This is a genomic window from Streptomyces sp. NPDC013455 (genome assembly GCF_040632975.1).
Lineage (GTDB): Bacteria > Actinomycetota > Actinomycetes > Streptomycetales > Streptomycetaceae > Streptomyces.
This window is the reverse complement of record NZ_JBEYCX010000020.1, coordinates 80,196-106,101: the sequence shown is the minus strand read 5'-3', so window position 1 is coordinate 106,101 and position 25,906 is coordinate 80,196. Positions and strand designations below refer to the sequence as shown.

The 25,906-nt window shown below is 74.9% G+C and carries 25 protein-coding genes; 14 read left to right on the top strand and 11 right to left on the bottom strand.

Annotation, left to right across the window (positions count from 1 at the left end; translation table 11 throughout):
- Positions 1–202: 202 nt before the first annotated feature.
- Positions 203–1,087 (bottom strand): RNA polymerase sigma-70 factor, encoded by an 885-nt coding sequence (locus ABZ576_RS27605; RefSeq protein ID WP_360746350.1) that lies wholly within the window; start codon positions 1,085–1,087, stop codon positions 203–205.
- A gap of 122 nt (positions 1,088–1,209) precedes the next feature.
- Here ABZ576_RS27605 and ABZ576_RS27600 point away from each other — a divergent pair, with 122 nt between their 5' ends.
- The 4 genes from ABZ576_RS27600 (at position 1,210) to ABZ576_RS27585 (ending at position 6,097) form a co-directional block, all read left to right on the top strand.
- On the top strand, positions 1,210–1,863 hold the full coding sequence (locus ABZ576_RS27600; RefSeq protein ID WP_360746347.1) for an NAD(P)-binding domain-containing protein: 654 nt from the start codon (positions 1,210–1,212) through the stop codon (positions 1,861–1,863).
- A gap of 152 nt (positions 1,864–2,015) precedes the next feature.
- Positions 2,016–2,846, top strand: a complete 831-nt coding sequence (locus tag ABZ576_RS27595; RefSeq protein WP_360746344.1) for an alpha/beta fold hydrolase — start codon at positions 2,016–2,018, stop codon at positions 2,844–2,846.
- Positions 2,847–2,961: 115 nt separating this feature from the next.
- Positions 2,962–4,548 (top strand): alkaline phosphatase D family protein, encoded by a 1,587-nt coding sequence (locus tag ABZ576_RS27590; RefSeq protein ID WP_360746341.1) that lies wholly within the window; start codon positions 2,962–2,964, stop codon positions 4,546–4,548.
- Positions 4,549–4,693: 145 nt separating this feature from the next.
- Positions 4,694–6,097 carry a GNAT family N-acetyltransferase gene (locus ABZ576_RS27585; protein WP_360746338.1) on the top strand — a complete coding sequence of 468 codons (1,404 nt, stop codon included), beginning with the start codon at positions 4,694–4,696 and terminating at the stop codon, positions 6,095–6,097.
- Between the two features lie 225 nt (positions 6,098–6,322).
- Here ABZ576_RS27585 and ABZ576_RS27580 read toward each other — a convergent pair whose 3' ends face one another.
- Positions 6,323–7,537, bottom strand: a complete 1,215-nt coding sequence (locus ABZ576_RS27580) for a PLP-dependent transferase (RefSeq protein ID WP_360746335.1) — start codon at positions 7,535–7,537, stop codon at positions 6,323–6,325.
- 60 nt (positions 7,538–7,597) lie between these two features.
- Between ABZ576_RS27580 and ABZ576_RS27575 the strand changes: the two genes are divergently transcribed.
- From ABZ576_RS27575 to ABZ576_RS27550, 6 genes are all read left to right on the top strand, one after another.
- On the top strand, positions 7,598–8,083 hold the full coding sequence (locus ABZ576_RS27575) for an Lrp/AsnC family transcriptional regulator (RefSeq protein ID WP_360746332.1): 486 nt from the start codon (positions 7,598–7,600) through the stop codon (positions 8,081–8,083).
- A 52-nt stretch (positions 8,084–8,135) separates the two neighbouring features.
- The gene (locus ABZ576_RS27570; protein ID WP_360746329.1) at positions 8,136–9,827 is read left to right on the top strand and encodes a DUF885 domain-containing protein; all 1,692 of its coding nucleotides are present in this window, start codon (positions 8,136–8,138) and stop codon (positions 9,825–9,827) included.
- Positions 9,828–10,000: 173 nt separating this feature from the next.
- Positions 10,001–10,678: a hypothetical protein gene (locus tag ABZ576_RS27565; protein WP_360746326.1), complete on the top strand. Its 678-nt coding sequence runs from the start codon at positions 10,001–10,003 to the stop codon at positions 10,676–10,678.
- A gap of 160 nt (positions 10,679–10,838) precedes the next feature.
- Positions 10,839–11,087 (top strand): ferredoxin, encoded by a 249-nt coding sequence (locus ABZ576_RS27560; RefSeq protein WP_360746323.1) that lies wholly within the window; start codon positions 10,839–10,841, stop codon positions 11,085–11,087.
- Positions 11,077–12,468, top strand: coding sequence for an FAD-dependent oxidoreductase (locus ABZ576_RS27555; RefSeq protein ID WP_360746320.1), 1,392 nt, complete (start codon positions 11,077–11,079; stop codon positions 12,466–12,468). The genes ABZ576_RS27560 and ABZ576_RS27555 overlap by 11 nt, the downstream gene beginning before the upstream one ends.
- Before the next feature lie 51 nt (positions 12,469–12,519).
- A complete protein-coding gene (locus tag ABZ576_RS27550; protein WP_360746317.1) occupies positions 12,520–13,755 on the top strand; it encodes a cytochrome P450 in 1,236 nt (411 codons plus the stop codon).
- A 15-nt stretch (positions 13,756–13,770) separates the two neighbouring features.
- Here the strand turns inward: ABZ576_RS27550 and ABZ576_RS27545 are convergent, their stop codons facing one another.
- A complete protein-coding gene (locus ABZ576_RS27545) occupies positions 13,771–14,247 on the bottom strand; it encodes a rhodanese-like domain-containing protein (protein ID WP_360746314.1) in 477 nt (158 codons plus the stop codon).
- A gap of 94 nt (positions 14,248–14,341) precedes the next feature.
- On the opposite strand from ABZ576_RS27545, the gene ABZ576_RS27540 reads away from it, so the two are divergent.
- A complete protein-coding gene (locus ABZ576_RS27540; protein ID WP_360746311.1) occupies positions 14,342–14,890 on the top strand; it encodes an Lrp/AsnC family transcriptional regulator in 549 nt (182 codons plus the stop codon).
- On the opposite strand, the gene ABZ576_RS27535 is transcribed toward ABZ576_RS27540, so the two are convergent.
- The 5 genes from ABZ576_RS27535 to ABZ576_RS27515 all read right to left on the bottom strand — a co-directional run bounded on the left by ABZ576_RS27535 (position 14,847) and on the right by ABZ576_RS27515 (position 21,193).
- A complete protein-coding gene (locus ABZ576_RS27535; RefSeq protein ID WP_360746308.1) occupies positions 14,847–17,837 on the bottom strand; it encodes an SMC family ATPase in 2,991 nt (996 codons plus the stop codon). The two genes, ABZ576_RS27540 and ABZ576_RS27535, sit on opposite strands and share 44 nt — an antisense overlap.
- Positions 17,834–18,997: an exonuclease SbcCD subunit D gene (locus tag ABZ576_RS27530; RefSeq protein WP_360746305.1), complete on the bottom strand. Its 1,164-nt coding sequence runs from the start codon at positions 18,995–18,997 to the stop codon at positions 17,834–17,836. The genes ABZ576_RS27535 and ABZ576_RS27530 overlap by 4 nt, the downstream gene beginning before the upstream one ends.
- 107 nt (positions 18,998–19,104) lie before the next feature.
- Entirely contained in the window at positions 19,105–19,731 is a 627-nt protein-coding gene (locus ABZ576_RS27525; RefSeq protein WP_360746302.1) for a YigZ family protein, read from the bottom strand.
- Between the two features lie 35 nt (positions 19,732–19,766).
- Positions 19,767–20,309: a histidine phosphatase family protein gene (locus tag ABZ576_RS27520; protein WP_360746299.1), complete on the bottom strand. Its 543-nt coding sequence runs from the start codon at positions 20,307–20,309 to the stop codon at positions 19,767–19,769.
- Positions 20,306–21,193 carry a hypothetical protein gene (locus tag ABZ576_RS27515; protein ID WP_360746296.1) on the bottom strand — a complete coding sequence of 296 codons (888 nt, stop codon included), beginning with the start codon at positions 21,191–21,193 and terminating at the stop codon, positions 20,306–20,308. Before ABZ576_RS27515 ends, ABZ576_RS27520 begins: the two co-directional genes overlap by 4 nt.
- A gap of 142 nt (positions 21,194–21,335) precedes the next feature.
- On the opposite strand from ABZ576_RS27515, the gene ABZ576_RS27510 reads away from it, so the two are divergent.
- Both ABZ576_RS27510 and ABZ576_RS27505 read left to right on the top strand, forming a co-directional pair.
- Positions 21,336–21,746 (top strand): CoA-binding protein, encoded by a 411-nt coding sequence (locus ABZ576_RS27510; RefSeq protein ID WP_360746293.1) that lies wholly within the window; start codon positions 21,336–21,338, stop codon positions 21,744–21,746.
- Between the two features lie 88 nt (positions 21,747–21,834).
- On the top strand, positions 21,835–23,055 hold the full coding sequence (locus ABZ576_RS27505; protein ID WP_360746290.1) for a 4-hydroxybenzoate 3-monooxygenase: 1,221 nt from the start codon (positions 21,835–21,837) through the stop codon (positions 23,053–23,055).
- Between the two features lie 19 nt (positions 23,056–23,074).
- On the opposite strand, the gene ABZ576_RS27500 is transcribed toward ABZ576_RS27505, so the two are convergent.
- Positions 23,075–23,440 carry a metalloregulator ArsR/SmtB family transcription factor gene (locus ABZ576_RS27500; protein ID WP_360746287.1) on the bottom strand — a complete coding sequence of 122 codons (366 nt, stop codon included), beginning with the start codon at positions 23,438–23,440 and terminating at the stop codon, positions 23,075–23,077.
- Positions 23,441–23,457: 17 nt separating this feature from the next.
- On the opposite strand from ABZ576_RS27500, the gene ABZ576_RS27495 reads away from it, so the two are divergent.
- Complete coding sequence (locus ABZ576_RS27495; protein WP_360746283.1) at positions 23,458–24,717, top strand: cation diffusion facilitator family transporter; 1,260 nt, start codon at positions 23,458–23,460, stop codon at positions 24,715–24,717.
- Positions 24,718–24,719: 2 nt separating this feature from the next.
- Here ABZ576_RS27495 and ABZ576_RS27490 read toward each other — a convergent pair whose 3' ends face one another.
- Together ABZ576_RS27490 and ABZ576_RS27485 are read right to left on the bottom strand one after the other, a co-directional pair.
- Positions 24,720–25,277: a YbaK/EbsC family protein gene (locus ABZ576_RS27490; protein WP_360746280.1), complete on the bottom strand. Its 558-nt coding sequence runs from the start codon at positions 25,275–25,277 to the stop codon at positions 24,720–24,722.
- Positions 25,278–25,320: 43 nt separating this feature from the next.
- A complete protein-coding gene (locus tag ABZ576_RS27485; protein WP_360746277.1) occupies positions 25,321–25,893 on the bottom strand; it encodes an XRE family transcriptional regulator in 573 nt (190 codons plus the stop codon).
- Positions 25,894–25,906 lie beyond the last annotated feature (13 nt).

Genomic DNA, 25,906 nt, shown 5'->3' with positions numbered 1-25,906 from the left:
CCATAGGGCGGCCGTCACCCTTGGTCAAGACCAATCCTCGGTCGCGTGGGGAGTGCGCGGGCGTCCCGCCGCGGAGCGTTCACACGGCGTTCGCACCCCCCGGTGTGGGTGACACCGCGGCAAAACTCCCGTCGCACGGCGCGGGCGGCGGCGGTACGGCGGAGCCCCCGCCGGCACGACGGGGGCTCCGGGGGCGGACGGCTCAGCGGCCGGTGAGGTGCCGCAGCTTGTCGGGGTTGCGGATGATGTAGACGGCGGTGATGCGGCCGTCGGCGATGTCCAGCTGGAACAGGCTGTCGGGCTCGTCGCCGGCCAGTGCCAGCGCGGCGGGGCCGCCGTTGACCTCCAGGGGCCGTACGGACAGGCCGGCCGGGAGTTTGCGGGTGACCCCGATGAGGAAGCGGGCGACCTTGTCGGCGGTGTGCAGGACACGTAGCGGCGCCTTGGCCTTGCCGCCGCTGTCGCCGACCAGCTGGACGTCCGGGGCGAGCAGGGACAGCAGGCCGTCGAGGTCGCCCTCGGCCGCGGCGGTCAGGAAACGTTCGGTCAGGTCCCGGCGCCGGGCGGGGTCGACCTCGTACCGCGGGCGCCGCTCCGCCACGTGGCGGCGGGCCCGCCCGGCCAGCTGCCGTACCGCCGCCTCGCCCCGGTCGAGCAGCGTGGCGATCTCGGCGTAGGGGTAGCCGAACGCCTCCCGCAGCACGAACACCGCCCGCTCCAGCGGCGACAGCGACTCCAGGACGACCAGGACGGCCAGGGAGACGGTGTCGGCGAGGACGGCCCGGTCCGCCGTGTCCGGGGCGGTGTCGGCGAACTCGGTGAGGTACGGCTCGGGCAGCCACGGCCCGAGGTACGCCTCGCCGCGCGAGCGCACCTGGCGCAGCCGGTCGATGGCCAGCCGGGTCGCGATCCGCACCAGGTAGGCGCGCGGTTCGCGGACCTCGGCGCGGTCGGCCTGGTACCAGCGCAGCCAGGTCTCCTGGACGACGTCCTCGGCGTCGGCGACCCGGCCGAGCATGCGGTAGGCGACCCCCATGAGCAGGGACCGGTGTTCCTCGAAGACATCGGTGGCTGGGTGTGCGGTCACACGTCCCATCCCATCCGACACACCTGCCGGTGTCCACCCGGAATGCCCGCTTCCATAAGCGGTCCGGATCACAATGACCGCGGACCGCCGACGCGCGGCGGCCGACGATCCCGAGGTGGGCTATGCGGTACGCGGTGCTGGGCACGGGCGAGGTGGGCCGTACCCTCGCCGGCCGGCTGCTGGAGCTGGGGCACGAGGTGACCCTCGGCTCGCGCTCCGCGGACAACCCGGTGGCGGCGGAGTGGGCCACGGCCGCGGCCGGCCGGGCCCACGCCGGGACCTTCGCGGACGCTGCGGCGGCCGGCGAGGTGGTCGTGAACGCGGTCGGCGGCCGGGTGGCACTGGAGGCGCTGGAGGCGGCGGGCGCGGAACACCTGGCGGGCAAGGTGCTGGTGGACGTCTCCAACCCGCTGGCGTTCGAGGACGGGCAGCCGCGGCTGGACCCGGTGGAGTCGGACAGCGTGGGCGAGCGGATCCAGCGGGCGTTCCCGCACGCGCGCGTGGTGAAGACGCTGAACACGGTCAACTGCCGGGTGATGGTGGATCCCGGCCGGGTGCCGGGTGAGCACCAGGTGTTCGTGTGCGGGGCGGACGCCCGGGCCAAGGAGCACGTGCGGGCGCTGCTCGGGGAGTTCGGCTGGCCGGCCGGGCGGGTGCTGGACCTGGGCGGCATCCGGGCGGCGCGTGCGCTGGAGATGTATCTGCCCCTGTGGCTGGCCCTGTTCGGCCGCTTCGGGGACGCCGACTTCAACATCGAGGTGCGCCGGCCGGGTTGAGGGCCGGAGCGGTGGCCGGCCGGTGTCCGCGGAACTCGCGGACGGGCGGCCGGCGCCGGCCGCGGGGAGCGGCGTACCGGGGCTACCCACTGGTAGTAATTGCTGACAAGCTGTCTACGGCGTCCGTCAGCAGCCCAGACGAGGAGCACCCCATGTCCGCCACCGTCTCCTTGAAGGTCCCCGGCCCGCACGGCCCGGGCGATGTCACCGTGTCCTACGCGCGCGTGGGCCGCGGCGAACCGCTGGTCCTGCTGCACGGCATCGGCCATCACCGGCAGGCGTGGGACCCGGTCGTGGACATCCTGGCCACCGAGCGCGAGGTGATCGCCGTCGACCTGCCGGGCTTCGGCGCGTCCCCGGGGCTGCCGGACGGCCTGGCCTACGACCTGTCCACCACCAACTCCGTGCTCGGTGCCCTGTTCGAGGCGCTGGAACTGGACCGCCCGCACGTCGCCGGCAACTCGCTGGGCGGGCTGCTCGCACTGGAACTGGGCCGGGAGAAACTGGCGCGGTCCGTCACCGCCCTGTCCCCGGCCGGCTTCTGGACGGAGGCCGAACGGCGGTACGCCTTCTCGGTGCTGCTCGCGATGCGGGGCGTCGCCCAGCGGCTGCCGCTGCCGCTGGTGGAGCGGCTCTCCCGGACAGCGGCCGGGCGTACGGCGCTGACCAGCACCATCTACGCCCGCCCCGCGCGCCGTTCACCGGAGGCGGTGGTCGCCGAGACACTCGCCCTCGTGGGGGCCGCCGGCTTCGAGCAGACCCTGCGGGCGGGCACCACCGTCCGGTTCACCGACACCCTGGCGGGCCTGCCGGTCACGGTGGCCTGGGGCACCCGGGACCGTATCCTGGTGCGCCGCCAGGGCATACGCGCCAAGCGGCTCATCCCGCACGCCCGGCTGGTGCGGCTGCCCGGCTGCGGCCACTGCCCGATGAACGACGACCCGGCCCTGGTCGCACGGGTCATCCTGGACGGCAGCCGCTGAACCGCCGACGGCGTACCGGCCGGCTGGAGTTCACCTCCATTTCGTGTGCGCGCCGCGGCGCCCCAGTAGGTGTGGCTCTGCACACCGGCCGGATCCCGTCCTTGGAGGCGCAGCCATGTCACACCGTCCGTTCCCCGGCCGCCGCAGCGTTCTGCGCGGTTCCCTCGCCGCGTCGGCGGCCCTGACCCTGCCCGCCGGCCTCGGCGCGGCCCCGGCGTTCGCCCGCTCCGGACGGCCCCGGGCGGAGTGGGGGGTGCAGACCGGTGACGTGACCGCCGACTCCGGCCTGGTGTGGGTGCGTTCGGACCGGCCGGCCCGGATGGTCGTGGAGACCTCGGCCACCGAGTCGTTCCGCAACCCGCGCAGGTGGCACGGCCCGCTGCTGGGCGCCGGCACGGACTTCACCGGCACCACCCGGCTGCACGGCCTGCCCTCCGGCGAGCAGATCCACTACCGCGTCCTGCTCGCCGACCCGGACGACCCGCGCCGCACGGGCGAGCCCGTGACCGGCACCTTCCGCACGGCCTCCCGGCGCCGCCGGGACGGCGTGCGCTTCCTGTGGTCGGGCGACTTGGCCGGCCAGGGCTGGGGCATCAACCCCGACCTCGGCGGCTACCGGATCTACGACGCCATGGCGCGGCTGGACCCGGACTTCTTCCTGTGCAGCGGCGACACCGTCTACGCCGACGGCCCGATCGCCGCCACCCAGGCGCTGCCCGACGGCACCACCTGGCGGAACATCACCACGGAGGAGAAGGCGAAGGTCGCCGAGACCCTCGCCGAGTACCGGGGCAACTTCCGCTACAACCTGCTCGACGCCAACCTGCGCCGGTTCAACGCCCAGGTGCCCTCGATCGTGCAGTGGGACGACCACGAGGTGCGCAACAACTGGTACCCGGGCGAGGTGATCGCCACCACCGACACCCGCTACACCGAGAAGAGCGTCGACGTGCTGGCGGCGCGCGCCCGGCGGGCGTTCGGCGAGTACTTCCCCGTCTCCACGCTGCGTCCGGGCGCGCGGGAGGGCCGCGTCCACCGGGTGCTGCGCCAGGGCCCGCTGCTGGACGTGTTCGTGCTGGACATGCGCACCTACCGCAACGCCAACTCCCCCGACGACCAGACGACCGATCCGCAGGGCATCCTCGGCCGGGAGCAGCTGGAGTGGCTCAAGCGGGAGCTGGCCCGCTCGCGCGCGGTGTGGAAGGTGCTCGCCGCCGACATGCCGCTCGGTCTCGTCGTACCGGACTCGATGGAGAACAAGCCGAACTTCGAGGCGGTGGCCCAGGGCGACCCGGGCGCCCCGCTCGGCCGTGAGCTGCAGATCGCCGAGCTGCTGCGGTTCATCAAGCACCGGCGGATCACCGGCACGCTGTGGCTGACGGCGGACGTGCACCACACCTCCGCCCAGCACTACCAGCCCTCCCGGGCGGCGTTCACCGACTTCGAGCCGTTCTGGGAGTTCGTCTCCGGGCCGCTGAACGCCGGCGCCTTCCCGGCCACGGCGCTGGACGCCACCTTCGGCCCGGAGCGGGTCTTCGTGAAGGCGCCGGCCGCGTCGAACGTCTCCCCCGCGGGCGGTTACCAGTTCTTCGGCGAGGTCGACATCGACGGGGGCAGCGGCGAGCTGACGGTCCGGCTGCGCGAGCAGGACGGCACGGTACTGTTCACGCGGACGCTGCAGCCGGGCCGGGTCGGTCAGTAGCCCGGGGCCGGGCCGGTGGGCAGCCCGGGGCCGGGCCGGTGGGCAGCCGGGCTGTAAAAAGTGCAACAAAAAGGGCGGAGCGTGCTTTACCCAGCGGTCACAAGCAGTTCGTGATCACGCAACACCCTTCGCGCACAGTGGCTGCATGACTCCGGAAATCCCTGATGTGACGCGGGCGAAGCACGGCCGCCCCGTGCACCACTGGCGGCGGGACGTCGTCGAGCTCGCCGCGCTCTTCACGGCCGTGGCCGTCGCGGACGCGGTGGCGAACCTGATCGGGCACGGTCCCGACGGCCCGGCCCTGCTGCTGATCTCGGCCACCGTGCTGGCCGCGACGGCGGCTTTCCACGTCTGGTGGTCACGCCGCCACGGACACGCCCCGCCGGTGAGCGATACCGGTGCCCGGCCGACCGCCGAGACGCGGCCGTCCGGGCAGCCGGCCGCCGAGCGGATCGCCGGCGCGCTGTGGCGGATGCGGACGACGGTGAAGGACGAGCCGGGATCGCTCGCCACCCTGTGCAGCGCCCTCGCCGGTCTGCGGGTGGACATCCTGAGCCTCCAGACGCATCCGCTGGCCGACGGCACCGTGGACGAGTTCCTGCTGCGGGCACCGGGCACCCGGACGGCGGAGGAGATCCGCCGGGCGGTGGCGCTGGCCGGGGGCACGGCCACCTGGATCGAGCGGGCCGACGCCCACGACCTGGTCGACGCGCCGACCCGGGTGCTCGGCCTGGCGGCCCGCACCGCGCTGGACACCGCCGAACTGCCGCTGGCGCTGCGCCAGCTGCTCGGCCGCTGCACGATCCGCTCGCTGCCCGGCAGGCCGGCCGGCGACGGCGGTGCCCCGCGGCCGGTGCCGGCCGAGGGTGTCCTGGAGGACACCGTGATGCGGCTGCCGGCACCCGAGGGCGGTGTGCTCACCGTGGAACGGCCGTACCTGCCGTTCACCCCCACCGAGTTCGCGCGGGCCCGGGCGCTGGTGGAGCTGGACAGCCGGCTCGGGCCGCGGATCCCCCGCGGCGAGGACGTGCTGACCCTGCCCGAGGGCAACGACATCACCGTCCGCCGGGCCGACACCGGTGACCTGCCCGCGGCCAGGGCGATGCACGAGCGGTGCTCTCCGCAGACCCTGAGCCTGCGCTACCACGGGCCGTTCGGCGACGCCGACCGGTACCTGAACCACCTGCTCAGCCCCCGCTTCGGGCGCACGCTGGCCGCGCAGACCGCCTCCGGCCGGATCGTCGGCCTCGGGCACCTGCTGTGGGACGGCGACGAGACGGAGGTCGCGCTGCTGGTCGAGGACGCCTGGCAGCAGCGGGGCATCGGCGGCGAACTGCTCGGCCGGCTGGTGACGATGGCCGCGGAGGCCGGCTGCGCGAGCGTGTACGCCGTGACCAAGGCGTCCAACACCGGCATGGTGGCCGCGATGCGCGGCCTCGGCCTGCCGCTCGACTACCAGGTCGAGGAGGGCACGCTGGTCATCACGGCCCGCCTGGACACGGCACCGCTGACCACCGCGCCGGGGGTACGGCCTCCCTGGCTGGACTGAGGCGCCGTAGCCCCGGCAGACCGTGCCGGCACCGGCCGGCACCGGCCGGGACGGGCACGACCGGGCCCGGTCACGAAGATGCGTGCCCCGGCCGCCGTACCAGGTGGCCGGGGCCGGCGGGCGGGGTCGGCCGCCCGTGGTGCCGGGCCCCGCACCACCACCCCGCGGGGCCCGGCACCGTCAGCGCACCACCTGCGCCACCGCCCCTCTCGGCGGCGCCACTGCTCAGCGCACCGCCTCCCGCACCGCCTCCCCCGCCGGTGCCGTGGGCCGCTTCGGGGCAGCGCCCAGTGCCTGGTCCAGGTCGGCCCACAGGTCGTTCGCGTCCTCCAGCCCCACCGACAGGCGCAGCAGCCGGTCGCTCACACCCGACCCGCGGCGGTCGTCGGCGTCGACGATGCGGTGGCTGATGGAGGCCGGGTGCTGGATGAGCGTGTCGACGCTGCCCAGGCTGACCGCGGGGGTGACGAGGCGGACCCGTGAGATGACCTCGTGCGGGTCGCCGTGCACCTCGAAGGCGATCATCGCGCCGCCGAGCCGCGGATAGCGCACCCGGGCCACGCGCGGGTCGGCGGCGAGCCGGCGGGCCAGCTCGGCGGCGTTCGCGGAGGCGGCCCGCACCCGCACCGGAAGCGTGGACAGGCCGCGCAGCAGCAGGTAGCCCGCCAGCGGGTGCAGCACCCCGCCCGTGGCGAACCGGATCTGCCGCAGCCGGCCCGCGAACTCCTCGTCGCAGGCGACCACCCCGGCCAGCACATCACCGTGGCCGCCGAGGTACTTGGTGGCACTGTGCAGCACCAGCCGGGCGCCCTGCTCGGCCGGGCGCTGGAGCACGGGGGTGGCGAAGGTGTTGTCGGCGAGCAGCGGCACGGAGCCGCAGGCATGGGCGACGGCCCGCAGGTCGAGTTCGGCGAGCGTCGGGTTGGCCGGGGACTCGACCATCACAAGGCCGGTGTCCGGGCGCAGCGCGTCCCCGATGCCGGCCGGGTCGGTCCAGGTGACCTCGGTGCCCAGCAGCCCGGCGGTGAGCAGGTGGTCGCTGCATCCGTACAGGGGCCGTACCGCGACGACGTGCCGCAGGCCCATGGCGGAGCGTGCCAGGAGGACGGCGCTGAGCGCGGCCATGCCGCTGGCGAAGGCGACCGCGGACTCGGTGCCCTCCAGACGGGCCAGGGCGGTCTCGAAGCGGGCGACGGTCGGGTTGCCGAGCCGGCCGTAGACCGGCGGTCCCACCGGGTCGGCCCCGTCGGTGGCGAAGGCGTCGATGCGGGCGGCCTCGGCGCGGCTGTCGTAGGAGGGGTAGGTGGTGGACAGGTCGATCGGCGGAGCGTGCAGGCCCTGGCGGGCGAGATCGTCGCGGCCGGCGTGCACGGCCTCGGTGGCCAGGGCTCTCGGAGCGGGGCGTACGTCGTCGTAGGCACCCGTGCTGACTGTGTCCATGGGCGGAAGAGTGAACATCGGACGGTTCACGGGAATCGAACACCGTGCTACGTTCGGCCAATGGCCGAATCCGTCGTACTGGATCCGGTGGACCTGCATCTGCTGCGGCTGTTGCAGAACGACGCCCGGACCACCTACCGCGACCTCGCCGCCCAAGTGGGCGTCGCGCCGTCGACCTGCCTGGACCGGGTGACCCGGCTGCGCCGCTCGGGCGTGATCCTCGGCAACCGGCTCCAACTCGATCCGGCCAAGCTCGGTCGCGGCCTCCAGGCGCTGCTGTCGGTGCAGGTACGGCCGCACCGGCGGGAGCTGGTGGGACCCTTCGTCGAGCGCGTCCGGGCGCTGCCGGAGGCCCGGACGGTGTTCCACCTGACCGGTCCGGACGACTATCTGGTGCATGTGGCCGTCGCGGACATGGCCGACCTCCAGCGGCTGGTGCTCGACGAGTTCACCGCGCGGCGCGAGGTCGCCCGGGTGGAGACCCGGCTGATCTTCCAGCAGTGGGAGTGCGGCCCGCTGTTGCCGCCCGGCCACGCCCAGAGCTGAATCCCCCCTGCGTGGGTGACGCGGAGATCCTCCTCGTACGAGGATGGCCCGTATGTCTGAGACCCAGAGCTTGCTGCCCCGTCAGGTCGCCGACGCCTACGTCGACGACCTCATCGCCCTCGACCCGGTCACCGGTACCTACCTCGGTGTGAAGGAGAGTTCGAGCAGGCTGCCCGACTACTCGCCCGCCGGTCAGGAGGCCCTCGCGGAGCTGATCCGGGGCACCCTCGCCAAGCTGGACGAGGCGGAGCGGCGGCCCGGGGCGGACAGTGACGTGGAGCGGCGCTGCGGACGGCTGCTGCGCGAGCGGCTGACCGCCGAGCTCGCCGTGCACGAGGCGGACGAGCACCTGCGCGCGATCGGCAACATGAGCACGCCGGGCCACTCGGTGCGGGACGTCTTCACGGTCACCCCGGCGGAGACGGAGGAGGACTGGGCGGCCATCGCCGAGCGGCTGCGCGCGGTGCCGGGCGCGCTGGCCGGCTACCGCGAGTCGCTCCGGCTCGGTCTCGAACGCAAGCTGTTCGCGGCGCCCCGGCCGACCGCGACCTTCATCGAGCAGCTCACCGAGTGGACGGACACCGACGGCGAGGGCCGCGGCTGGTACGAGGACTTCGCCGCCGCGGGCCCGCAGGCGCTGCGCGCGGAGCTGGACGAGGCGGCCCGGGCGGCGACCGGCGCCCTGGTGGAGCTGCGGGACTGGCTGCGGGACGTGTACGCGCCGGCGATCGAGGGCGCCCCGAACGTCGTCGGCCGGGAGCGGTACGCGCGCTGGGCACGCTACTTCAACGGCACCGACCTCGACCTGGACGAGGCGTACGCGTACGGCTGGGCGGAGTTCCACCGGATCCTGGGCGAGATGCGGCAGGAGGCGGAGAAGATCCTGCCCGGCGCCGAGACGCCGTGGGTGGCGCTGGCGCACCTGGACGAGCACGGCCGGCACATCGAGGGCGTGGACGAGGTCCGGGAGTGGCTCCAGGCCCTGATGGACAAGGCGATCGAGGAGCTGGACGGCACGCACTTCGAACTGGCCGAGCGGGTGCGGAAGGTGGAGTCGCGCATCGCCCCGCCCGGCGGCGCGGCGGCCCCCTACTACACGGCGCCGTCGGAGGACTTCTCCCGGCCCGGGCGCACGTGGCTGCCCACGATGGGCGAGACCCGCTTCCCGGTCTACGACCTGGTCTCGACCTGGTACCACGAGGGCGTGCCCGGCCACCACCTCCAGCTCGCGCAGTGGGCGCACGTCGCCGAGAACCTCTCCCGCTACCAGGCCTCGGTCGGCGGGGTCAGCGCCAACGCCGAGGGCTGGGCGCTGTACGCGGAGCGGCTGATGGACGAGCTGGGCTACCTGGCGGACCCCGAGGAGCGGCTCGGCTACCTGGACGCGCAGATGATGCGGGCGGCCCGGGTGATCGTGGACATCGGCATGCACCTGGAGCTGGAGATCCCCGCGGACTCGCCGTTCCACCCCGGTGAGCGGTGGACGCCGGAGCTGGCGCAGGAGTTCTTCGGCGCGCACAGCAGCCGGCCCGCGGACTTCGTGGAGAGCGAGCTGACCCGGTACCTGACGATCCCGGGCCAGGCGATCGGCTACAAGCTCGGTGAGCGGGCGTGGCTGCTGGGCCGGGAGAAGGCGCGCGAGCGGCACGGCGACGCGTTCGACCTGAAGTCCTGGCACATGGCCGCGCTGTCGCAGGGCTCGCTGGGCCTGGACGACCTGGTGGACGAGCTGTCCCGGCTCTGACGTCCCGGGGGCCGGCCGCCCGCGTGCGCGTCCCGCCGCCTCCGTCCGTCTTCCGCGTGCCTTTCGAGAGGAGGCGTACGGGCGCGCGCCCGTACGGGCGTCTCCCGGTGGCGCGGGCCGGGCGGAGGCGGCTAGCTGGTGCCCGGGGGCCGATGCGGAGAGGCGGGCCGGGCATGCGGGAGAAGGGGCCTGGGCAACAGGCACTGGAGACTCCGCGTGCCGCGGGGCTGGCCGGAGTCGTCTTCGCGCTGCTCCTGGCGGCCGCGATCGTCCTGGTCAGGCTGGGCTTCCCGGAGGGGGCCGACACGGTCGCCGCGCCCGGCTCCACGGACCCGGCGCGGCGCGGCGCCCTGCGGACGGCCCTCGCGCTGGTGCCGTTCGCCGGCATCTTCTTCCTGTGGTTCATCGGCGCGGTCCGCGCACACGTCGGCGCGGTGGAGGACAGGTTCCTCGCCACCGTGCTCCTGGGCAGCGGGCTGGTCTACACCGCCACGATGTTCGCCGCCGCCGCGGCGGCGGACGCCGTGCTGGTGGTGGCGCCCGCCGCCGGCACGCTGCCGCGGCCGGCCGCCTGGGACTTCGGCCGCCACCTGGCGTACGGCCTGATGACGGGGTACGCCACGCGGATGGCGGCCGTCTTCGTGTCGTCCATGTCGGTGATCGGCCACCGCCTCGGGGTGCTGCCGCGCCCGCTGACGATCCTCGGCTTCCTCACCGCCCTGACGCTGCTCTTCGTCTCGCCGAGCGTGCCCTGGGCGGAACTCGTCTTCCCGGCGTGGTCCCTGCTGCTCGGCGTGCACATCCTCGTGACGGCCCGGCGCCGCCGGCCCCGGCGTGCGGCGGCCGGATGAGCCGCGCCCGTCGCCGGGGACTCACTCGATCGGCATGCGCGGCGCGCGGCCACCCCTCCTCGGCTCGCATGCTGGCGGGCGGGGGACGACCGCCGTCCGGGAACGCCCGCGGGAGCCGCGTGGTGCGCACCGGACCTGCCACCGGAAGAGCGGAGCGTCGATGAGGCTCGTCGTCGATCTCAACAAGTGTCAGGGGTACGCGCAGTGCGCGTTCCTCGCGCCCGACGTCTTCGCCATGCACGGCGATGAGTCGCTGGTCTACAACCCGCGCGCGGACGAGGAACAGAGGGAGCGGCTGGCACGGGCCGTCGCCGCGTGTCCGGTGCAGGCGATCACGGCGGACGGGCTCGACGGTGCCGTGGGCGTGCCGGTCGCCGGTTCCGCCGGGGAGGCGCCCGATGGCCGCTGACTACGTGGAATGGCTCAGGCGCGAGGGCCGGATCGTGATCGTGGGTGCCTCGCTGGCCGGTCTGCGGGCGGCCGAGACCCTGCGCGCCGAGGGCTTCGCCGGTGAGCTCACCCTGATCGGGGACGAACCATACGAGCCGTACGACCGGCCGCCGCTGTCCAAGTCCGTGCTGCTGGGCATGGCGTCCCCGCACCACACCGAGCTGCCGCACCGCTGGGAGATCGACGCCAAGTGGCGGCTCGGCGTCGCGGCGGCCGGTCTGGACCTGACGGCCAAGCGGGTCCGGCTGGCGGACGGGGACGAGGTGGAGTACGACCGGCTGCTCATCGCGACCGGTGTCCGCGCCCGGCCGTGGCCGAAGGAGGAGGAGGCCCGGCTGGACGGTGTCTGCCTGCTGCGGACCCGGGAGGACGCGGCCGAGCTGTACCGGCGGCTGAAGGCGGGGCCGCGCCGGGTGTTCGTCATCGGTGCCGGATTCGCCGGTTCGGAGGTCGCCTCGGCGTGCCGGGAGATGGGTGTCGCCGTCACCGTGGCGGAGCGCGCCGGCGCACCGCTGGTGGGGGCGCTCGGCGGAGTGATCGGCGCGGTCGCGGCCGACCTCCAGACCGAGAACGGCGTCGATCTGCGCACCCATGTCACGGTGACCTCGCTGGAGGGGGACTCGGTCGGCAGGGTGCGGGCCGTGCACCTGTCCGACGAGAGCGTGGTCGAGGCGGACGTGGTGGTGGTCTCGCTCGGTTCGCTGCGCAACACCGAGTGGCTGGCCGGGTCGGGGCTGGGCGCCGGGCCGCGGGGCATCGCCTGCGACGCGGGCTGCCGGGCCTTCGACTTCCGCGGCATCGTCACCGACGACGTCTTCGTGGCGGGCGACGTGGCGCGCTCCCCGCACGCGCTCTTCGGGTACCAGTTCCTCTCCCTGGAGCACTGGGGCAACGCCGTCGCCCAGGCGGAGACCGCCGCGCACAACATGATCTGCCACGGCGTCGACCGGCGGCCGCACCTGTGGATGCCGGCCTTCTGGTCCTCGATGTTCGGCGTGAACATCAAGTCGGTCGGGGTGCCGCCCATGGGCGAGGAGCTCATGATCACGCAGGGCTCGCTGGCCGAGCGCCGGTTCGTCGGGGTGTACGGCCACCAGGGCCGTGTCGTCGCCGCCGTGACGTTCGACAACACCCGGTGGCTGGAGTTCTACCGCCGGCAGATCGAGCGGGGCGCGCCGTTCCCGGTGGAGTTCCCGACGATGGACCGGCGTCCGGAGGGCCGGCAGCCGGTGGCCGCCGCCTTCCCCGACCCGTCCCTGCCGACCCACGGCCCCATGGTGACCCTCAGCGGCTACTCACCGGCCGACCAGCAGCTGGTCTTCCATCCCTCCCGGCACTGACCGCCTCCCGGCACTGACCGCCGCCCGGCCCGAACGCTCCAAGGACCTGTCATGACGCGATCCTCGCTGGTGCGCCAGATCACCGACTTCGCCAACCGCGCCGATCCCTATCCGCTGTACGAGGAACTCCGCCGGACTCCGGTGCTGCACGAGGAGGAGGGCGGTCCCTACGTCTTCAGCTCCTACTACGACATCGAGGCCCTGCTGCACGACCCCCGGCTCAGTTCGGACGCCGCCAACATCGCCGCCGCGGGGGAGGACGAGACCGGGCAGGCGGAGAGCGGGGGGCTGCCGCCGTCGTTCCTGCGTCTGGACCCGCCGGAGCACGACCGGCTCCGGCGCATCGCCAACAGTGCCTTCGGGCCGCCGCACCGGCCCCGCCGCATCGACGACCTGCGCGGCGAGATGGCCACCGTCGTCACCGGGCTGATCGACGGTTTCGGGGAGGCGCGCCGGATCGACCTGGTCGACCAGTTCGCCTACCCCTTCCCGGTGGCGGTGATCTGCCGGCTGCTCGGTGTGCCCCGGGAGGACGAGCCGCGGTTCCGCTCCTGGGTCGACCCGCTCGTCGCCGGCCTGGACCCCGCGACGCGCCGGTCGGGGGACGGCGAGTTCGCCAAGCGGGCCCAGGAGGCGCGGATGCAGCTCGGCATGTACCTGGCCGGGCTGGTCGAGGAGCGCACCAGGGAGCCGCAGGACGACCTGCTGTCCGACCTGGTCGACAGCCGTGGTCCGGAGGGCTCCATGACGATGATGGAGGTGCTCAGCACCGCGGTGCTGCTGCTCATCGCCGGACACGAGACGACGGTCAACCTGATCACGAACGGCATGCTCACGCTGCTGCGCCACCCGCACGTCCTCCAGCGGCTGCGGGAGGACCCGGGGCTGTCCGTGAAGATCGTGGAGGAGCTGCTGCGCTACGAGCCGCCGGTGCAGATCGTGCCGCAGCGCACCAACATCACCGACATCGAGGTGCGCGGGGTCACCATCCCCAAGGGGTCGCGGATCTGGCTCGTCCTGGCCGCGGGCAACCGGGACCCCGAGCGGTTCGAGAACCCCGGGCGCTTCGACCCGGACCGGAGGGACATCCAGCACCTGGGTTTCGGCAGCGGCATCCACAGCTGCTTCGGCGCTCCGCTGGCCCGGCTGGAGACCCAGCTCGCCCTGTCGGAGCTGGCCCGGCGGCTGGAGAATCCGCGCCTGGTCGAGGATCCGCCGCCGTACCGGCCAAACGCCGTGCTGCGCGGTCCCCGGCACTTGGAGATCGCCTTCGACGCGCTGCGCTGACCGGGCGGCGGGGCGTCAGCAGCCGCAGGCCCCCGCCACCGGTATCGTCAGCGGGTCGGCGTCCTGGCGGGCCGGACCCTGCCAGGTCTCGTACGCGAGGCCCTCCCGCGCCCAGTACTCGAAGCCGCCGAGCATCTCCTTGACGTGGTAGCCGAGTTCGGCGAGGGCGAGGGCCGCGCGGGTGGCGCCGTTGCAGCCGGGGCCCCAGCAGTACGTGACCACCGGCACGGACGGGTCGAGGAGCTGTCCGGCCTGCTCGGGGACGAGCGCGGTCGGCAGGTGGACGGCGCCGGGGACGTGGCCTTGGTCCCAGGACTCGGCGGAACGGCAGTCCACCACGACGAAGCCGGGGTCGTCGCCGGCCTCGAGACCGGCGGCGACGTCGGAGACGTCGGTGTGGAAGGCCAGGGCGGCGCGGAAGTAGGCGGCGGCCTCGGCGGGGGCGGCGGGGGCGACGCGCAGGACGGGGTTCTCCGAAGTCGTGTTGATCATGACGGGAAATCTATGTCCCCTGCGCCGTCCGCTGAAGGGGAGATCCACCGCCTTGCCCTTGCCCGGCCGGGGATTCCCCTGCTATCCATCCGGGATGACCGTGTATTCCCCGGACGCCACCGACTGGCGCATTCTCGAAGTCCTCCAGCGCGACGGACGGGCCAGCTACGCCGAGCTGGCGCGCGCCGTGTCCATGTCGCCCAGCGCCGTCACCGAGCGGGTGCGGCGGCTGGAGGAGGCGGGCGTGATCGAGGGGTACGCGGCGGTGGTCGACACCGAACGGCTGGGCCTGCCGATCCTGGCGTTCGTGCGGCTGCGCTACACCCTCCCCCGGGGCGAATGGCGCAGTGCCCCGCAGGATCCGTCCGGCAACTACAAGCCCTTCCACGACCTGGTCGCCGCCACGCCCGAGATCCTGGAGGCACACCACGTGACGGGTGACGACTGCTTCGTCATCAAGGTCGCCGCGCGGTCCATGTCCCACCTGGAGGAGGTCTCCGGCAAGATCGGCGCGCTGGGCTCGGTGACGACCAGCGTCGTGTACTCCTCCCCACTGCCCCGACGGCCGCTGGCCGCCAGCGGGGTGCCGCACCCCCTGGCTAGGCACCCCGCTGGCGCAGTGTCGAGCCCGAGCGGTCCTTGACGATCTGCAGCTGGGCGTGGACCCGGCGGCGCAGGTCGGCGACGTGGCTGACGATGCCGACGCTGCGGTCCCGTTCGCGCAGGCCGTCCAGGACGTCCAGGACCTCGTCCAGCGTCTGGTCGTCCAGGCTGCCGAAGCCCTCGTCGATGAAGAGGGTGTCCAGCCGGACGCCGCCCGCCTCGTCCGTGACGACGTCGGCGAGGCCGAGGGCGAGGGCGAGGGAGGCGAAGAAGGTCTCGCCGCCGGACAGGGTCGCGGTGTCCCGTTCGCGTCCGGTCCAGGCGTCGACCACGTGCAGCCCGAGTCCGCTGCGTCCGCGCCCGGTGCGGTCGTCGGAGTGGACGAGGGTGTAGCGGCCCGACGACATGCGCTGGAGGCGGGCGGTCGCGGCGGCGGCGACCTGCTCCAGCCGGGCCGCCAGGACGTACGACTCCAGGCGCATCCGGCGTTCGTTGTCGGCGGACGTGCCCGCGGTGAGGGCGGCGAGCCGGGCCACGCGGTCGTACTCCGCGCGCACCGGGGCGAGCCGGCGTACGGCCTCGGTGGCCCGGGCCGAGAGGCGGTCCAGCTCGGTGGCGCAGCGGGCGGCGGCATCGCGCGCGGAGGCGGCCTCGCGCAGCCGCCGTTCCGCTTCGGCCGCGGCCCGCTCCGCCGTGGCCGGGTCGGCGGGCGGCTGCTGGGCGGCCGCGGCGGTGCCGGCCTCGGCGAGGACCGCGCGGACGGCGGCCTCCTCCTGCTGCCAGGCGTCCAGGCGGTGCTGGAGCTCGCGGTGGGCGGCCGGGTCGAGGAGGGCCGCCGCGGCGGCCTGCGGGGTGTCGAAGCCGGCCCGGTAGGCGGCGTCGGCGAGGCGGGCGTCGGCGTCCTTCAGCCGCTGGGCCGCGTCCTCCGCGGCGCGCACGGCGTCGGCGGCGTCGCCGAGCCGTGCCGCGAGCCGCTCCAGCTCGGCAGCGCGTTCGGCCACGCTCCCGGCGCTCCCGCGCGCCTGCCGCAGCTCCCCTTCGAGCAGCGCCTGTTCGCGCTCCAGGGTCTCCCGCCTGGTGAGCCGGGAGGCGGCGCGTACGGCGGCCTGCTGGCGGTCGGCGAGCCGCTGCTCGCGCTCCTGCTCGGCCCGCCGCAGCTGCTCCTGGGCGGCGTGCAGGGCCGAGGCGTCGCCGCGGGCGCGGGCGTACTCCCGCTCCAGTTCGGCGGCCTCGGCGGCGAGCCGGGCGGTGGGGCCGTCGCCGGCCTCGGCGGTGGCGGCGGCCAGGGCCTCGCGGACCAGCCCGAGGCGCCGCTCGGCCTCGGTGCGCTGCTCCTCGGCCCGCTGGGAGGCTGCGAGGGCGCGTTCCTCGGTCTCGCGGTCGACGTGTCCGGTGCTCTTGCGGGCGGGGGCGGGGTGTTCGGTGGCTCCGCAGACCGCGCACGGCTCGCCGGCGGTGAGGTGCGCGGCCAGTTCGGCCGCGATGCCGTTCAGGCGCTGTTCCTTGAGGTCGAGCCAGTGGGCGCGGGCGTCGAGGGCGTGCTGTTCCGCCGTGCGCGCCTGCTGCCGGGCCTGGTCGAGGTCGGCGGCGAGCCGGTCGCGGGCGCGGGCCGCGTCGAGGCGGCGCTGCACGGGGGTGCGCTGGACGGCGAGCTGTTCGGCGCGGGTGGCGGCCTCCTGTGCGGTGTCGATCCGGGTCCGCAGGGCCGCGCGGGTGCCGTCCCAGTCGGCGAGCCAGGCGTCGGCCTCGCGCAGGACGTCCTCGTCGGCGCGCTCCTGCCGGTCGAGTGCGGCGCGCTCGTCGGCGAGTTCGGCGAGCCGTCGCTCGGCGCGCCGGGCCGCGTCCAGGGCGCCCAGCTCCTCGGCGGCCCGGCGGGCGGCGGCGGTGAGGCCGCTCGCGTCCGCGTCGGCGCGGGTGCCGGGGAGCCGGCCGCGCGCGTGCGCCTCGGCCGCGGCGGCCCGGCGGTGTTCTCTCTCGGCCTCCTCCCGCAGCTCCAGCGCGGGCGCGACGGCCTCCGCCTTGCGGGCCCGCGCCATGCGCTCCTGTGCCTCGCGGTGGGCGCCGGCCCGCTCCCGGAGGCGCTCGGCACGCTGCCGGGCCTCGGCGGACCGGGCCTGGAGGCGGGCGAGTTCGCGTACGTCGTCCAGGGCGCGCCGGGCCGCGGCGTGGGCGGACTCGGCGGCGGCCAGCCGGCACTGGGCGACGGTGAGGCGTTCCCGGGCCGTGCTGCGGGCGACGGCGGCGGCGCCGAGGACGGCCTCGGCCAGGCCCGGGTCGCCGGCGGTCAGGTCGGGCAGCTCCATGGCGTCGCCCGCCTCCTGCTGCATGCGGTGGGCGTCGGCGAGCAGGGCCGTGTCGCCCTCGCGCACGCGGGCTTCGGTGGCGCGCCGGCGTTCGGCGAGGCGCTTCTCGACGTCGGCGAAGCGCTGGGTGTCGAAGAGGCGGCCGAGCAGCTTGCCGCGGGCCTCGGCGTCGGCGCGCAGGAAGCGGGCGAAGTCGCCCTGGGGCAGCAGGACGACCTGGCAGAACTGTTCCCGGCTCATGCCGAGCAGCTGCTCGACCTCGGCGCCGATCTCCTGGTGGGAGCGGCTGCGGTCCTTCCAGGCGGCGGCCCGGGTGTCGTACTCGCGCAGCCAGGTCTGGGCCTTGTCGACCGTCGTGCCCTTGCCGCGCAGCTTGGGGCGCTCCCACGGGGGCTGCCGGGTGATCTCCAGCCGGCGTCCGGCGACGGTGAGTTCGAGGCGGACCTCGGTGCGGGTGCCGGGCCGGGCGTGGTCGCTGCGCAGGTGCATGCCCTGGCTGCCCTGCCGGGCGCCGGGGACGGAGCCGTACAGGGCGTAGCAGACGGCGTCCAGGACGGAGGTCTTGCCCGCGCCGGTGGGGCCGTGCAGCAGGAAGAGGCCGGCGGCGGACAGCGCGTCGAAGTCGACCGTCTGGGAGCCGCCGAAGGGCCCGAAGGCGGTGATGTCGAGGCGGTGCAGCCTCACCGGGCCACCTCCCGTACGGCGGCGTCGGCGCGTACGGCGTCGAACGCCTCGCGCAGCACGGCCGCCTCGCGCTCGTCGGGTCCGGCGCCGCGCACGTGGGCGACGAAGTCCTGGGCGATCTGCTGGTCGCTGCGGCCGGCGAGGCGCCGGGCGTACGACACCCGGAGGCCGTCCGCGGTGCGCTCGGGGGCGAAGGCCAGGCTGAGGGTGTGCGGGAAGCGCTCGGTGAGGCGGGCCATGGGGTCGGCCGGGCGGACCGGGTCGGTGAGGGTGGCCTCGACCCAGGCGTCCTCGTGACGGGTCAGCTCCGGGTCGGCGAGGAGGTCGTCCAGGGTGCCGCGGAGGCGGGCGAGCGGGCGTGGCACGGGGCAGTCGACGCGCTCGGCGGTGACCGAACCGGCCGCGTCCAGGTCGATCAGCCACATGCTCTTGCGGTGGCCGGCCTCGGAGAAGGAGTAGGCGAGCGGCGAGCCGGAGTAGCGCACGCGCTCGGTGATGGTCTGGCAGCCGTGCAGGTGGCCGAGCGCCACGTAGTCGACGCCGTCGAAGATGCCGGCCGGTACGGCGGCCACCCCGCCCACGGTGATGTCCCGCTCGCTGTCGCTGGCTTCGCCGCCGGTGACGAAGGCGTGGGCGAGGACGACGGAGCGGGTGCCCGGCGCGCGCGTGGCGAGGTCGGCGCGGACGCGGGCCATGGCGGCGCCGAGCACGGCTTCGTGGCCCGCCTTGTCGACGCCGAACTCGTCTTTCACCAGGGCGGGTTCGAGGTACGGCAGGCCGTAGAACGCGACGTCGCCGTGGGCGTCGCGGAGGACGACCGGGGTGCCGGCGGCGGACGGTTCGGTGCGCAGGTGGATGCCCGCCCGGCCGATGAGTCCGGCGCCGACGCCGAGGCGGCGGGCCGAGTCGTGGTTTCCGGAGATCATCACCGTGGGCACGCCGAGGTCCGCGAGGCGGTGCAGGGCGGTGTCGAACAGCTCGACGGCGGCGAGCGGGGGGACCGCGCGGTCGTACACGTCGCCCGACACGACCACCGCGTCGACCTCGCGCTCACGCACGGTGGTGACGAGGTGACCGATGAACTCCGCCTGGGCCCCGAGCAGGTTCACCCGGTGGAAGGCCCGGCCGAGGTGCCAGTCGGACGTGTGCAGCAGTCTCATGGTGACCGACCCTAACGGCCGCGTCCGACATCACGGGCGGTTACTCCCGTACCGGGCCGCCACACCCCGCACAACAAAGGGGCGTTATGACCGATTCGCGGCAATAGTCAGGCGTCTCCGTAGGCTTCGCCGCCCAGTTCGAAGCCGGCCGTGCCCGCCGTCACATCGGCGAGCCAGCCGCGGAACGCGTCCACGTCGGCGTCCGGCAGGCCGATCTCGATGGTGACGGCCTCGCCGTAGCGGACGTCGCGCACCTCGCGGCCGGTGGCCCGCAGGTCGTTCTGGACCTTGCCCGCCCGCTGGTGGTCGACGGTCACCGTGGCCAGCCGGAAGCGGCGCCGGGTGAGCGTGCCGAGCGCGTCCAGGGCCTCGCCGACCGCACCGCCGTAGGCACGGATGAGCCCGCCCGCGCCGAGTTTCACGCCGCCGTAGTAACGGGTGACGACGGCGACGACGTAGCGCATGTCACGGCGCAGGAGCATCTGGAGCATGGGCACGCCGGCGGTGCCGCCCGGTTCGCCGTCGTCGCTGGCCTTCTGCACGGAGGCGTCGGCGCCGATGACGTAGGCCCAGCAGTTGTGGGTGGCGTCGGCGTGCTCCTTGCGCACGGCGGCGATGAAGTCCTGCGCCTCCTGCTCGGTGGCGGCCGGGGCGAGGGCGCACAGGAAGCGGGAGCGGTTGATCTCGGTCTCGTGCACGCCCGCGCGGGCGACCGTGCGGTACTCGTCCTGCATCCCGCCAGCCTATGTGACCGCCGGGACGCCCCCGGCTACCTCTTCCTCCCCCGTGGCACGGTGAACGAGGTCAGCAGGGCCGCGCCCGGGGCGAGGGCCGGCCAGCCGGCGCCGTGCCAGGCGAGCACGGCGATCGCGGAGGTCGGGAACTTGTGCCGCACCCGGTCCAGGGTGTCGTCCAGACCGTCGGCGGCCAGCGCCGGCACCAGCTCCTCCAGGCCGGGGTTGTGACCGATCAGCAGCAGCGTCCGCACCTCCGGCGGCACCTCGTGGACGACCGCGAGCAGCTCCGGTACGCCGGCCGCGTACAGCCGCCCGTCGTAGTGCACCGGCGGCGGAGTGGCCCACTCGGCCGAGACGAGCTCCCAGGTGCGGCGGGCGCGCACGGCGGTGGAGCACAGGGCGAGGTCGGGCAGGGAACCGGCGGCGGCGAGGGCGCGGCCGGCGGCCGGCGCGTCCCGCAACCCGCGCGGCGCGAGCGGCCTGCGGTGGTCCTCGACGCCCTCGGGCCAGGCGGACTTGGCGTGCCGCAGCACCACCAGCCGGCGCAGCGGGCCGGTGCCCGCCGGCCGGTTCACGCCGGGCTCCCGAGGTCGCGCGCCAGGTCGAGGGCGAGCAGGCGGTCGGCGTAGGCGTAGGTCTCGAAGCGGGCGCCGTCGGGGATCCCGGGCGCGCTCTCCACCTCGCGCAGGACGCCGAGCACCGCGGGCAGGTCCAGGTCGTCCTCCCAGGCCGCCCGCAGCCGCTCCCGCACCTCGCCGGGCACCGGCCGCGAGGGCCGCCGCGCCCACCCGGCGACGGCCCGCCGCCATCGGGCCAGGCCCCGCGCGGCGTCGTCCAGTGCGCCGGGGTCGAGCCGCGCGGGCTCCCCGCGCGGGACGGCGAGCAGGGCGAGCCGGAGGGCCGAGGGGTCGGCGAGGAGCACGGGCGGCAGGGAGCGGCCTTCGGAGCGACCGGCGGCGGCACCGGCTCCCCCCTCCGCGGCCGCTCCCCCGGTACGAATTCCCCCCTCCGTCCCGCCGGCCGTTTCCCCGGCACGGGGTCCCCCCTCCGTCCCGCCGGCCGCTTGCCCGGCGGCCGGGCCGGCTCCGGCCGTCCACTCCACCGGGGCCACCGACACCACCGGGCCCTCCCCCGGTGTGTCCTCGAAGCCCCGCCGGGCCACGTGGAGGGCCTGGGCCTCGCCGAGACCGGAGGCGAGGTCGCGGCCGTCCTCGAAGGGGCGGATGGCGAGCCGGGCGGCGGCCGTGCGCAGCTCGGGCTGGTCGCGGGGCGCGGTGAGGATCGTCCAGACCGGGGTCCCGCCCAGTTCCAGGGCCCGGACCAGCAGGTCGGCGGTGAGCAGCACCCGCAGGCCGGTCGGATCGAGGCCCGAGGCGTGGACCCCGATGCGGGTCAGGCCGCGGCGGGCGGGCGCGGCGGGGACGGGCTCACCGGTTCGGGCGTCGAGAATGCGCAGCACGGCCCGAGCGTAGGCGGACGCGCGGCCGTACGCAGGCAGCTCGCGCCGATTCCGGTCACCGTGCCGGGGTACGGCGGGAATCGGCACCCACCCGGGTGCTGTTGCCCCGGCACACAGTTCCCGCAGCCCGAGGAGGCGGCCGATGTACGGCGACGACGCGACGATCCGCAGGATCCTGACCGACCTGGGGGACACCTGGGCCGTGGTCGGCCTGTCCTCGAACCGGAGCCGGGCGGCCTACGGGGTGGCCCAGGTGCTCCAGCGGTTCGGCAAGCGGGTCGTGCCGGTGCACCCGAAGGCCGAGACCGTGCACGGGGAGCGGGGCTACGCCTCCCTCGCGGACGTCCCCTTCGACGTGGACGTGGTGGACGTCTTCGTCAACAGCGCGCTGGCCGGTGCGGTGGCCGACGAGGCCGTGGCCCGGGGCGCGAAGGCGGTGTGGTTCCAGCTGGGCGTCGTCGACCCGGCGGCCTACGAGCGGACCCGCGCGGCCGGCCTGGAGATGGTCATGGACCGGTGCCCGGCGATCGAGATTCCCCGACTGGCCCGGTGATCGCCCCGCGGGCCGCACGCCGGCCCGCCCGCGGCCCGCACCCGGTGTCCCGTCGGATCCGCTGACGGGACACCGTCATAATGCTCGCGTGACGTCACCCTCCCCCCACTCCAACTCCCCTGCCCCCGAACGGTTTCCGGTCGTCGTCGTGGGCGCCGGGCCGGCCGGCCTGACCGTCGGGAACATCCTGCGCGCCGCGGGCGTCGACTGCCTGGTGCTGGAGGCCGAGAGCCGCGAGTTCATCGAGCGGCGGCCACGCGCCGGGGTCATCGAGGAGTGGGCCGTACGCGGCCTGGAACGGCGGGGCCTGGCGGGCGGCCTGACGGTCCGCGCCCAGCGGCACACCGAGTGCGAGTTCCGCTTCGACGGCCGCGCCCACCGGTTCGCCTACGGCGAGCTGACGGGCCGGCACCACTGGATCTACCCGCAGCCGCTGCTGGTGACGGACCTCGTCCACGAGTACGCCGACGTGCGCGGCGGCGACATCCGCTTCGGCGTGCGGGACGTCCGCCTGCACGACGTGGACTCCGGCCGGCCCTCCGTCTCGTACACCGACCCGGACAGCGGTGAGCGGCGGCTGGTGCGCGCCGATTTCGTGGCGGGCTGCGACGGGGCCCGCGGGGCGAGCCGGCAGGCGCTGCCGGCGCGGGCCCGCATCTCCCGGCACGACTACGGCATCGGCTGGCTCGCGCTGCTCGCCGAGGCGCCGCCGTCGGCCGACCGGGTGCTCTTCGGCATGCACCCCGACGGGTTCGCCGGCCACATGGCCCGCAGCCCCGAGATGACCCGCTACTACCTCCAGTGCCCGCCCGGCGACGACCCGGGCAACTGGCCGGACGGACGGGTCTGGGAGGAGCTCCAGCGGCGTCTGGGCGCGGCGGACCGCCCACCGCTGACGCAGGGGCGGCTGGTGGAGAAGCGCGTGCTGGACATGCACAACTACGTCGTCGAGCCCATGGTGTTCGGCCGTCTCTTCCTCGCCGGGGACGCCGCGCACCTCGTCGCGCCGATCGCCGCGAAGGGCATGAACCTGGCCCTGAACGACGCCTTCCTGCTCGGCGACGGTCTGGTCGCGCAGCTGACGAAGGGCGACCGCAGCGGGCTGGACGGCTACTCCGAGGCGTGTCTGCGGCGGGTGTGGGACTACCAGGAGTTCTCGGCGTGGCTCTCGGAGGTCTACCACGGCACGTCCTGCGGCGACCCGTACCGCGCCGGCACCACGCTGGCGCGGCTGCGGCGGCTGTTCACCTCGCCGGCGGCGGCCGCGGCGTTCGCCGAGCAGTACCTGGGCACCGCCGGCGCGTACTGAGCCCCCGGCGGCGCCCGGCTCACGGCGGGGCGTCACCGGACCGCTCGGCAAGGCGGTGGTCGGCCGTCTTCAGGGCTTCCCCGACCAGTCGGCGCAGGTGCCCGTGGCGGAGCGAGTAGATCACGCGGCGTCCCTCCTTCCGGGTGTCCACCAGGCCGGCGAGGCGCAGCCGGGCCAGGTGCTGGCTGACGGCGGGCCGGGCGGCGCCGCACGCCCCGGTGAGCGTGGTGACGTCGGCCTCGCCGGAGGCCAGCGTGTGCAGCAGGACGAGCCGGGTGCGGTCGCCCAGCAGGGCGAGGAGCTCGGCGGCGAGCGCGAACTGCTCCTCGCCGGGGGTGTGCTCATGCGCATGGTGCGCAGGTGACAGGTGCATGCGTGCGCTCATACGCACATAATGGCGCCATGGACGCCGCGCGTCCATCCACGCACCGGAAGGGGATCGATGTGAGCGACCGGCACCCCGACGAGCACGGCCCGCACGAGCACGGACCGCACGAGCACGGACCGCACGCCCACCGGCCCCGGGACGCCGGCGGCCGGCACGGGAACCGGGACCACCCGCACGCGGACCGTGGCCACTCGCACGGGCACGACGGGCACGGCCACGCGCACGGGCCGGGGCACCCCCGTGGAGGCGGCCGCGCGCGAGGTCACGGACACGGGCACGCCCACTCCCCCGGTCTGCGGCACCGCCTCGGCCATCTACTCACCCCGCACTCACACGAGACCGCCGACAAGCTGGACGCGGCACTGGAGGCCTCGGCGCGGGGCACGCGCGCGCTGTGGGCGTCGCTGGCCGTGCTGGGCGCGACCGCGCTGGCGCAGGCGGTCGTGGTCGCCGTCTCCGGATCGGTGGCGCTGCTCGGGGACACGGTGCACAACGCCGCCGACGCGCTGACCGCCGTCCCGCTCGGCATCGCCTTCGTGCTGGGCCGGCGGGCGGCGACCCGCCGGTTCACCTACGGCTACGGCCGGGCCGAGGATCTCGCGGGTCTGGTGATCGTGCTGACCATCGCCGCGTCGGCGGCCTTCGCCGGCTGGACGGCGGTCGGGCGGCTGCTCGAACCGCGCCCGGTGGCGCACCTGCCGGCGGTCGCCGGGGCCGCGCTGCTCGGCTTCGCCGGGAACGAGTGGGTGGCCCGGTACCGGATCCGGGTGGGCCGGGAGATCGGCTCGGCCGCCCTCGTCGCCGACGGGCTGCACGCCCGTACCGACGGATTCACCTCGCTGGCCGTGCTGCTGGGGGCCGGGGGCTCGGCGCTGGGCTGGCGGTCGGCCGACCCGGTCGTCGGACTGGCGATCACCGCCGCGATCCTGCTGGTGCTGCGGGACGCGGCGCGGGAGGTCTTCCGGCGGGTGCTGGACGCCGTCGACCCGGCGCTGGTGGACCGGGCCGAGCGGGCGGTGCGCGAGGTTCCCGGGGTGCGCGGGGTGGGCGAGCTGCGGCTGCGCTGGATCGGGCACCGGCTGCGGGCCGAACTCGCGGTGGTGGTGGACGGCGAGGCGACGCTGCGGCAGGCGCACGCGATCGCCGTCGAGGCCGAACACGCCCTGCTGCACGCCGTACCGCGGCTGACGGCCGCCCTGGTGCACGCCGACCCGGCACCCGTTCCGGGCGAGGCGGACCCGCATCTCACGCTGGCCCACCACGCGGCGGCCTGAGGTCAGGCGACGCCCAGTCCCTCCAGGACGACCGCGCCCGGCAGTTCGGCGAGGGCCTTGCCCGGCACGAGCAGCTTGCCGCGCCGGCGGCCGCTGCCGACCAGGACGTAGGGCAGTTCGACGACGGCCGCGTCCACCAGCACCGGCCAGCCGGTGGGCAGCCCGACCGGGGTGATGCCGCCGTACTCCATGCCGGTCTCGCCGGTCGCCGTCTCCATCGAGGCGAACGAGGCCTTGCGTGCGCCCAGTTGGCGCCGCACGGCGCCGTTGACGTCGACCCGGGTGGTGGACGGCACCACACAGGCCGCCAGGGTGGTCGCACCCGCCCGCTTGCCGGCGACCACCACGCAGTTCGCCGACTGCTCCAGCAGGTCGCGGCCGTAGTGCTCCACGAAGACGGCCGTGTCGGCCCACTGCGGGTCGGTGTCGACGTAGACGATCCGGTCGGCCGGGACCGCGCCCTGCCAGTGGCGTACGGCGTCGGCGACGGGAGCGGTCAGCTCGTCCAGGGCGTCGGGGGCGGGGATGGCGGTGTCGAAGTGTCCGATGGGTGCGCGCATGGCCGCACGCTAGCAACAGCGGCCCGCCCGCCGTTCTGGCGTCTCAGGGCACGGGCGGGACCGACACCGCCATCACCATCTCCATCGGCACGTCGCCCTGATTGCCGTACCGGTGGGGGACGTTGGCCTCGAAGGAGGCACTGGCACCCGCCGGGACGCGGTACTCCTCGCCCTCCACGGTGAGCGTCAGTTCACCGGCGGTGACGTGGACCAGCTCGACCGTGCCCACGGGGTGCGGCTCGGAGGGGCTGCTCTCGCCCGGCATCAGCCGCCAGTCCCACATCTCCAGCGGTCCGGGGGCCTCGGTGCCCGCCAGCAGCCGGTTGTAGCTGCCGGCCTCGGTGTGCCACAGCCGTACGGCCCGGTCGGCGGGGACGACGCGGACCGTGGGGCCCTGGTCGTAGTCGAGGAGCGTGGTGACGCTGACGCCGAGCGCGTCGCCGATCTTGACGACCGTGCCGATGCTGGGGTTGGTCCGGGCCTGCTCGATCTGGATGAGCATGCCACGGCTGACACCGGCCCGGGCGGCGAGCACGTCCAGCGTGAAGCCGCGCACCGCGCGCCAGTGCTTGACGTTGCGCGCCAGGGACTGGGTCAGGAGTTCGAGGTCCGACACGTTCCGTCCACTT

Coding starts and splice junctions, on each gene's coding strand:
- ABZ576_RS27600 (WP_360746347.1), top strand. CDS start 1,210: ATGCGGTACGCGGTGCTGGGCACGGGCGAGGTGGGCCGTACCCTCGCC.
- ABZ576_RS27595 (WP_360746344.1), top strand. CDS start 2,016: ATGTCCGCCACCGTCTCCTTGAAGGTCCCCGGCCCGCACGGCCCGGGC.
- ABZ576_RS27590 (WP_360746341.1), top strand. CDS start 2,962: ATGTCACACCGTCCGTTCCCCGGCCGCCGCAGCGTTCTGCGCGGTTCC.
- ABZ576_RS27585 (WP_360746338.1), top strand. CDS start 4,694: ATGACTCCGGAAATCCCTGATGTGACGCGGGCGAAGCACGGCCGCCCC.
- ABZ576_RS27580 (WP_360746335.1), bottom strand. CDS start 7,537: ATGGACACAGTCAGCACGGGTGCCTACGACGACGTACGCCCCGCTCCG.
- ABZ576_RS27575 (WP_360746332.1), top strand. CDS start 7,598: ATGGCCGAATCCGTCGTACTGGATCCGGTGGACCTGCATCTGCTGCGG.
- ABZ576_RS27570 (WP_360746329.1), top strand. CDS start 8,136: ATGTCTGAGACCCAGAGCTTGCTGCCCCGTCAGGTCGCCGACGCCTAC.
- ABZ576_RS27565 (WP_360746326.1), top strand. CDS start 10,001: ATGCGGGAGAAGGGGCCTGGGCAACAGGCACTGGAGACTCCGCGTGCC.
- ABZ576_RS27560 (WP_360746323.1), top strand. CDS start 10,839: ATGAGGCTCGTCGTCGATCTCAACAAGTGTCAGGGGTACGCGCAGTGC.
- ABZ576_RS27555 (WP_360746320.1), top strand. CDS start 11,077: ATGGCCGCTGACTACGTGGAATGGCTCAGGCGCGAGGGCCGGATCGTG.
- ABZ576_RS27550 (WP_360746317.1), top strand. CDS start 12,520: ATGACGCGATCCTCGCTGGTGCGCCAGATCACCGACTTCGCCAACCGC.
- ABZ576_RS27545 (WP_360746314.1), bottom strand. CDS start 14,247: ATGATCAACACGACTTCGGAGAACCCCGTCCTGCGCGTCGCCCCCGCC.
- ABZ576_RS27540 (WP_360746311.1), top strand. CDS start 14,342: ATGACCGTGTATTCCCCGGACGCCACCGACTGGCGCATTCTCGAAGTC.
- ABZ576_RS27530 (WP_360746305.1), bottom strand. CDS start 18,997: ATGAGACTGCTGCACACGTCCGACTGGCACCTCGGCCGGGCCTTCCAC.
- ABZ576_RS27525 (WP_360746302.1), bottom strand. CDS start 19,731: ATGCAGGACGAGTACCGCACGGTCGCCCGCGCGGGCGTGCACGAGACC.
- ABZ576_RS27510 (WP_360746293.1), top strand. CDS start 21,336: ATGTACGGCGACGACGCGACGATCCGCAGGATCCTGACCGACCTGGGG.
- ABZ576_RS27500 (WP_360746287.1), bottom strand. CDS start 23,440: ATGAGCGCACGCATGCACCTGTCACCTGCGCACCATGCGCATGAGCAC.
- ABZ576_RS27495 (WP_360746283.1), top strand. CDS start 23,458: ATGGACGCCGCGCGTCCATCCACGCACCGGAAGGGGATCGATGTGAGC.
- ABZ576_RS27490 (WP_360746280.1), bottom strand. CDS start 25,277: ATGCGCGCACCCATCGGACACTTCGACACCGCCATCCCCGCCCCCGAC.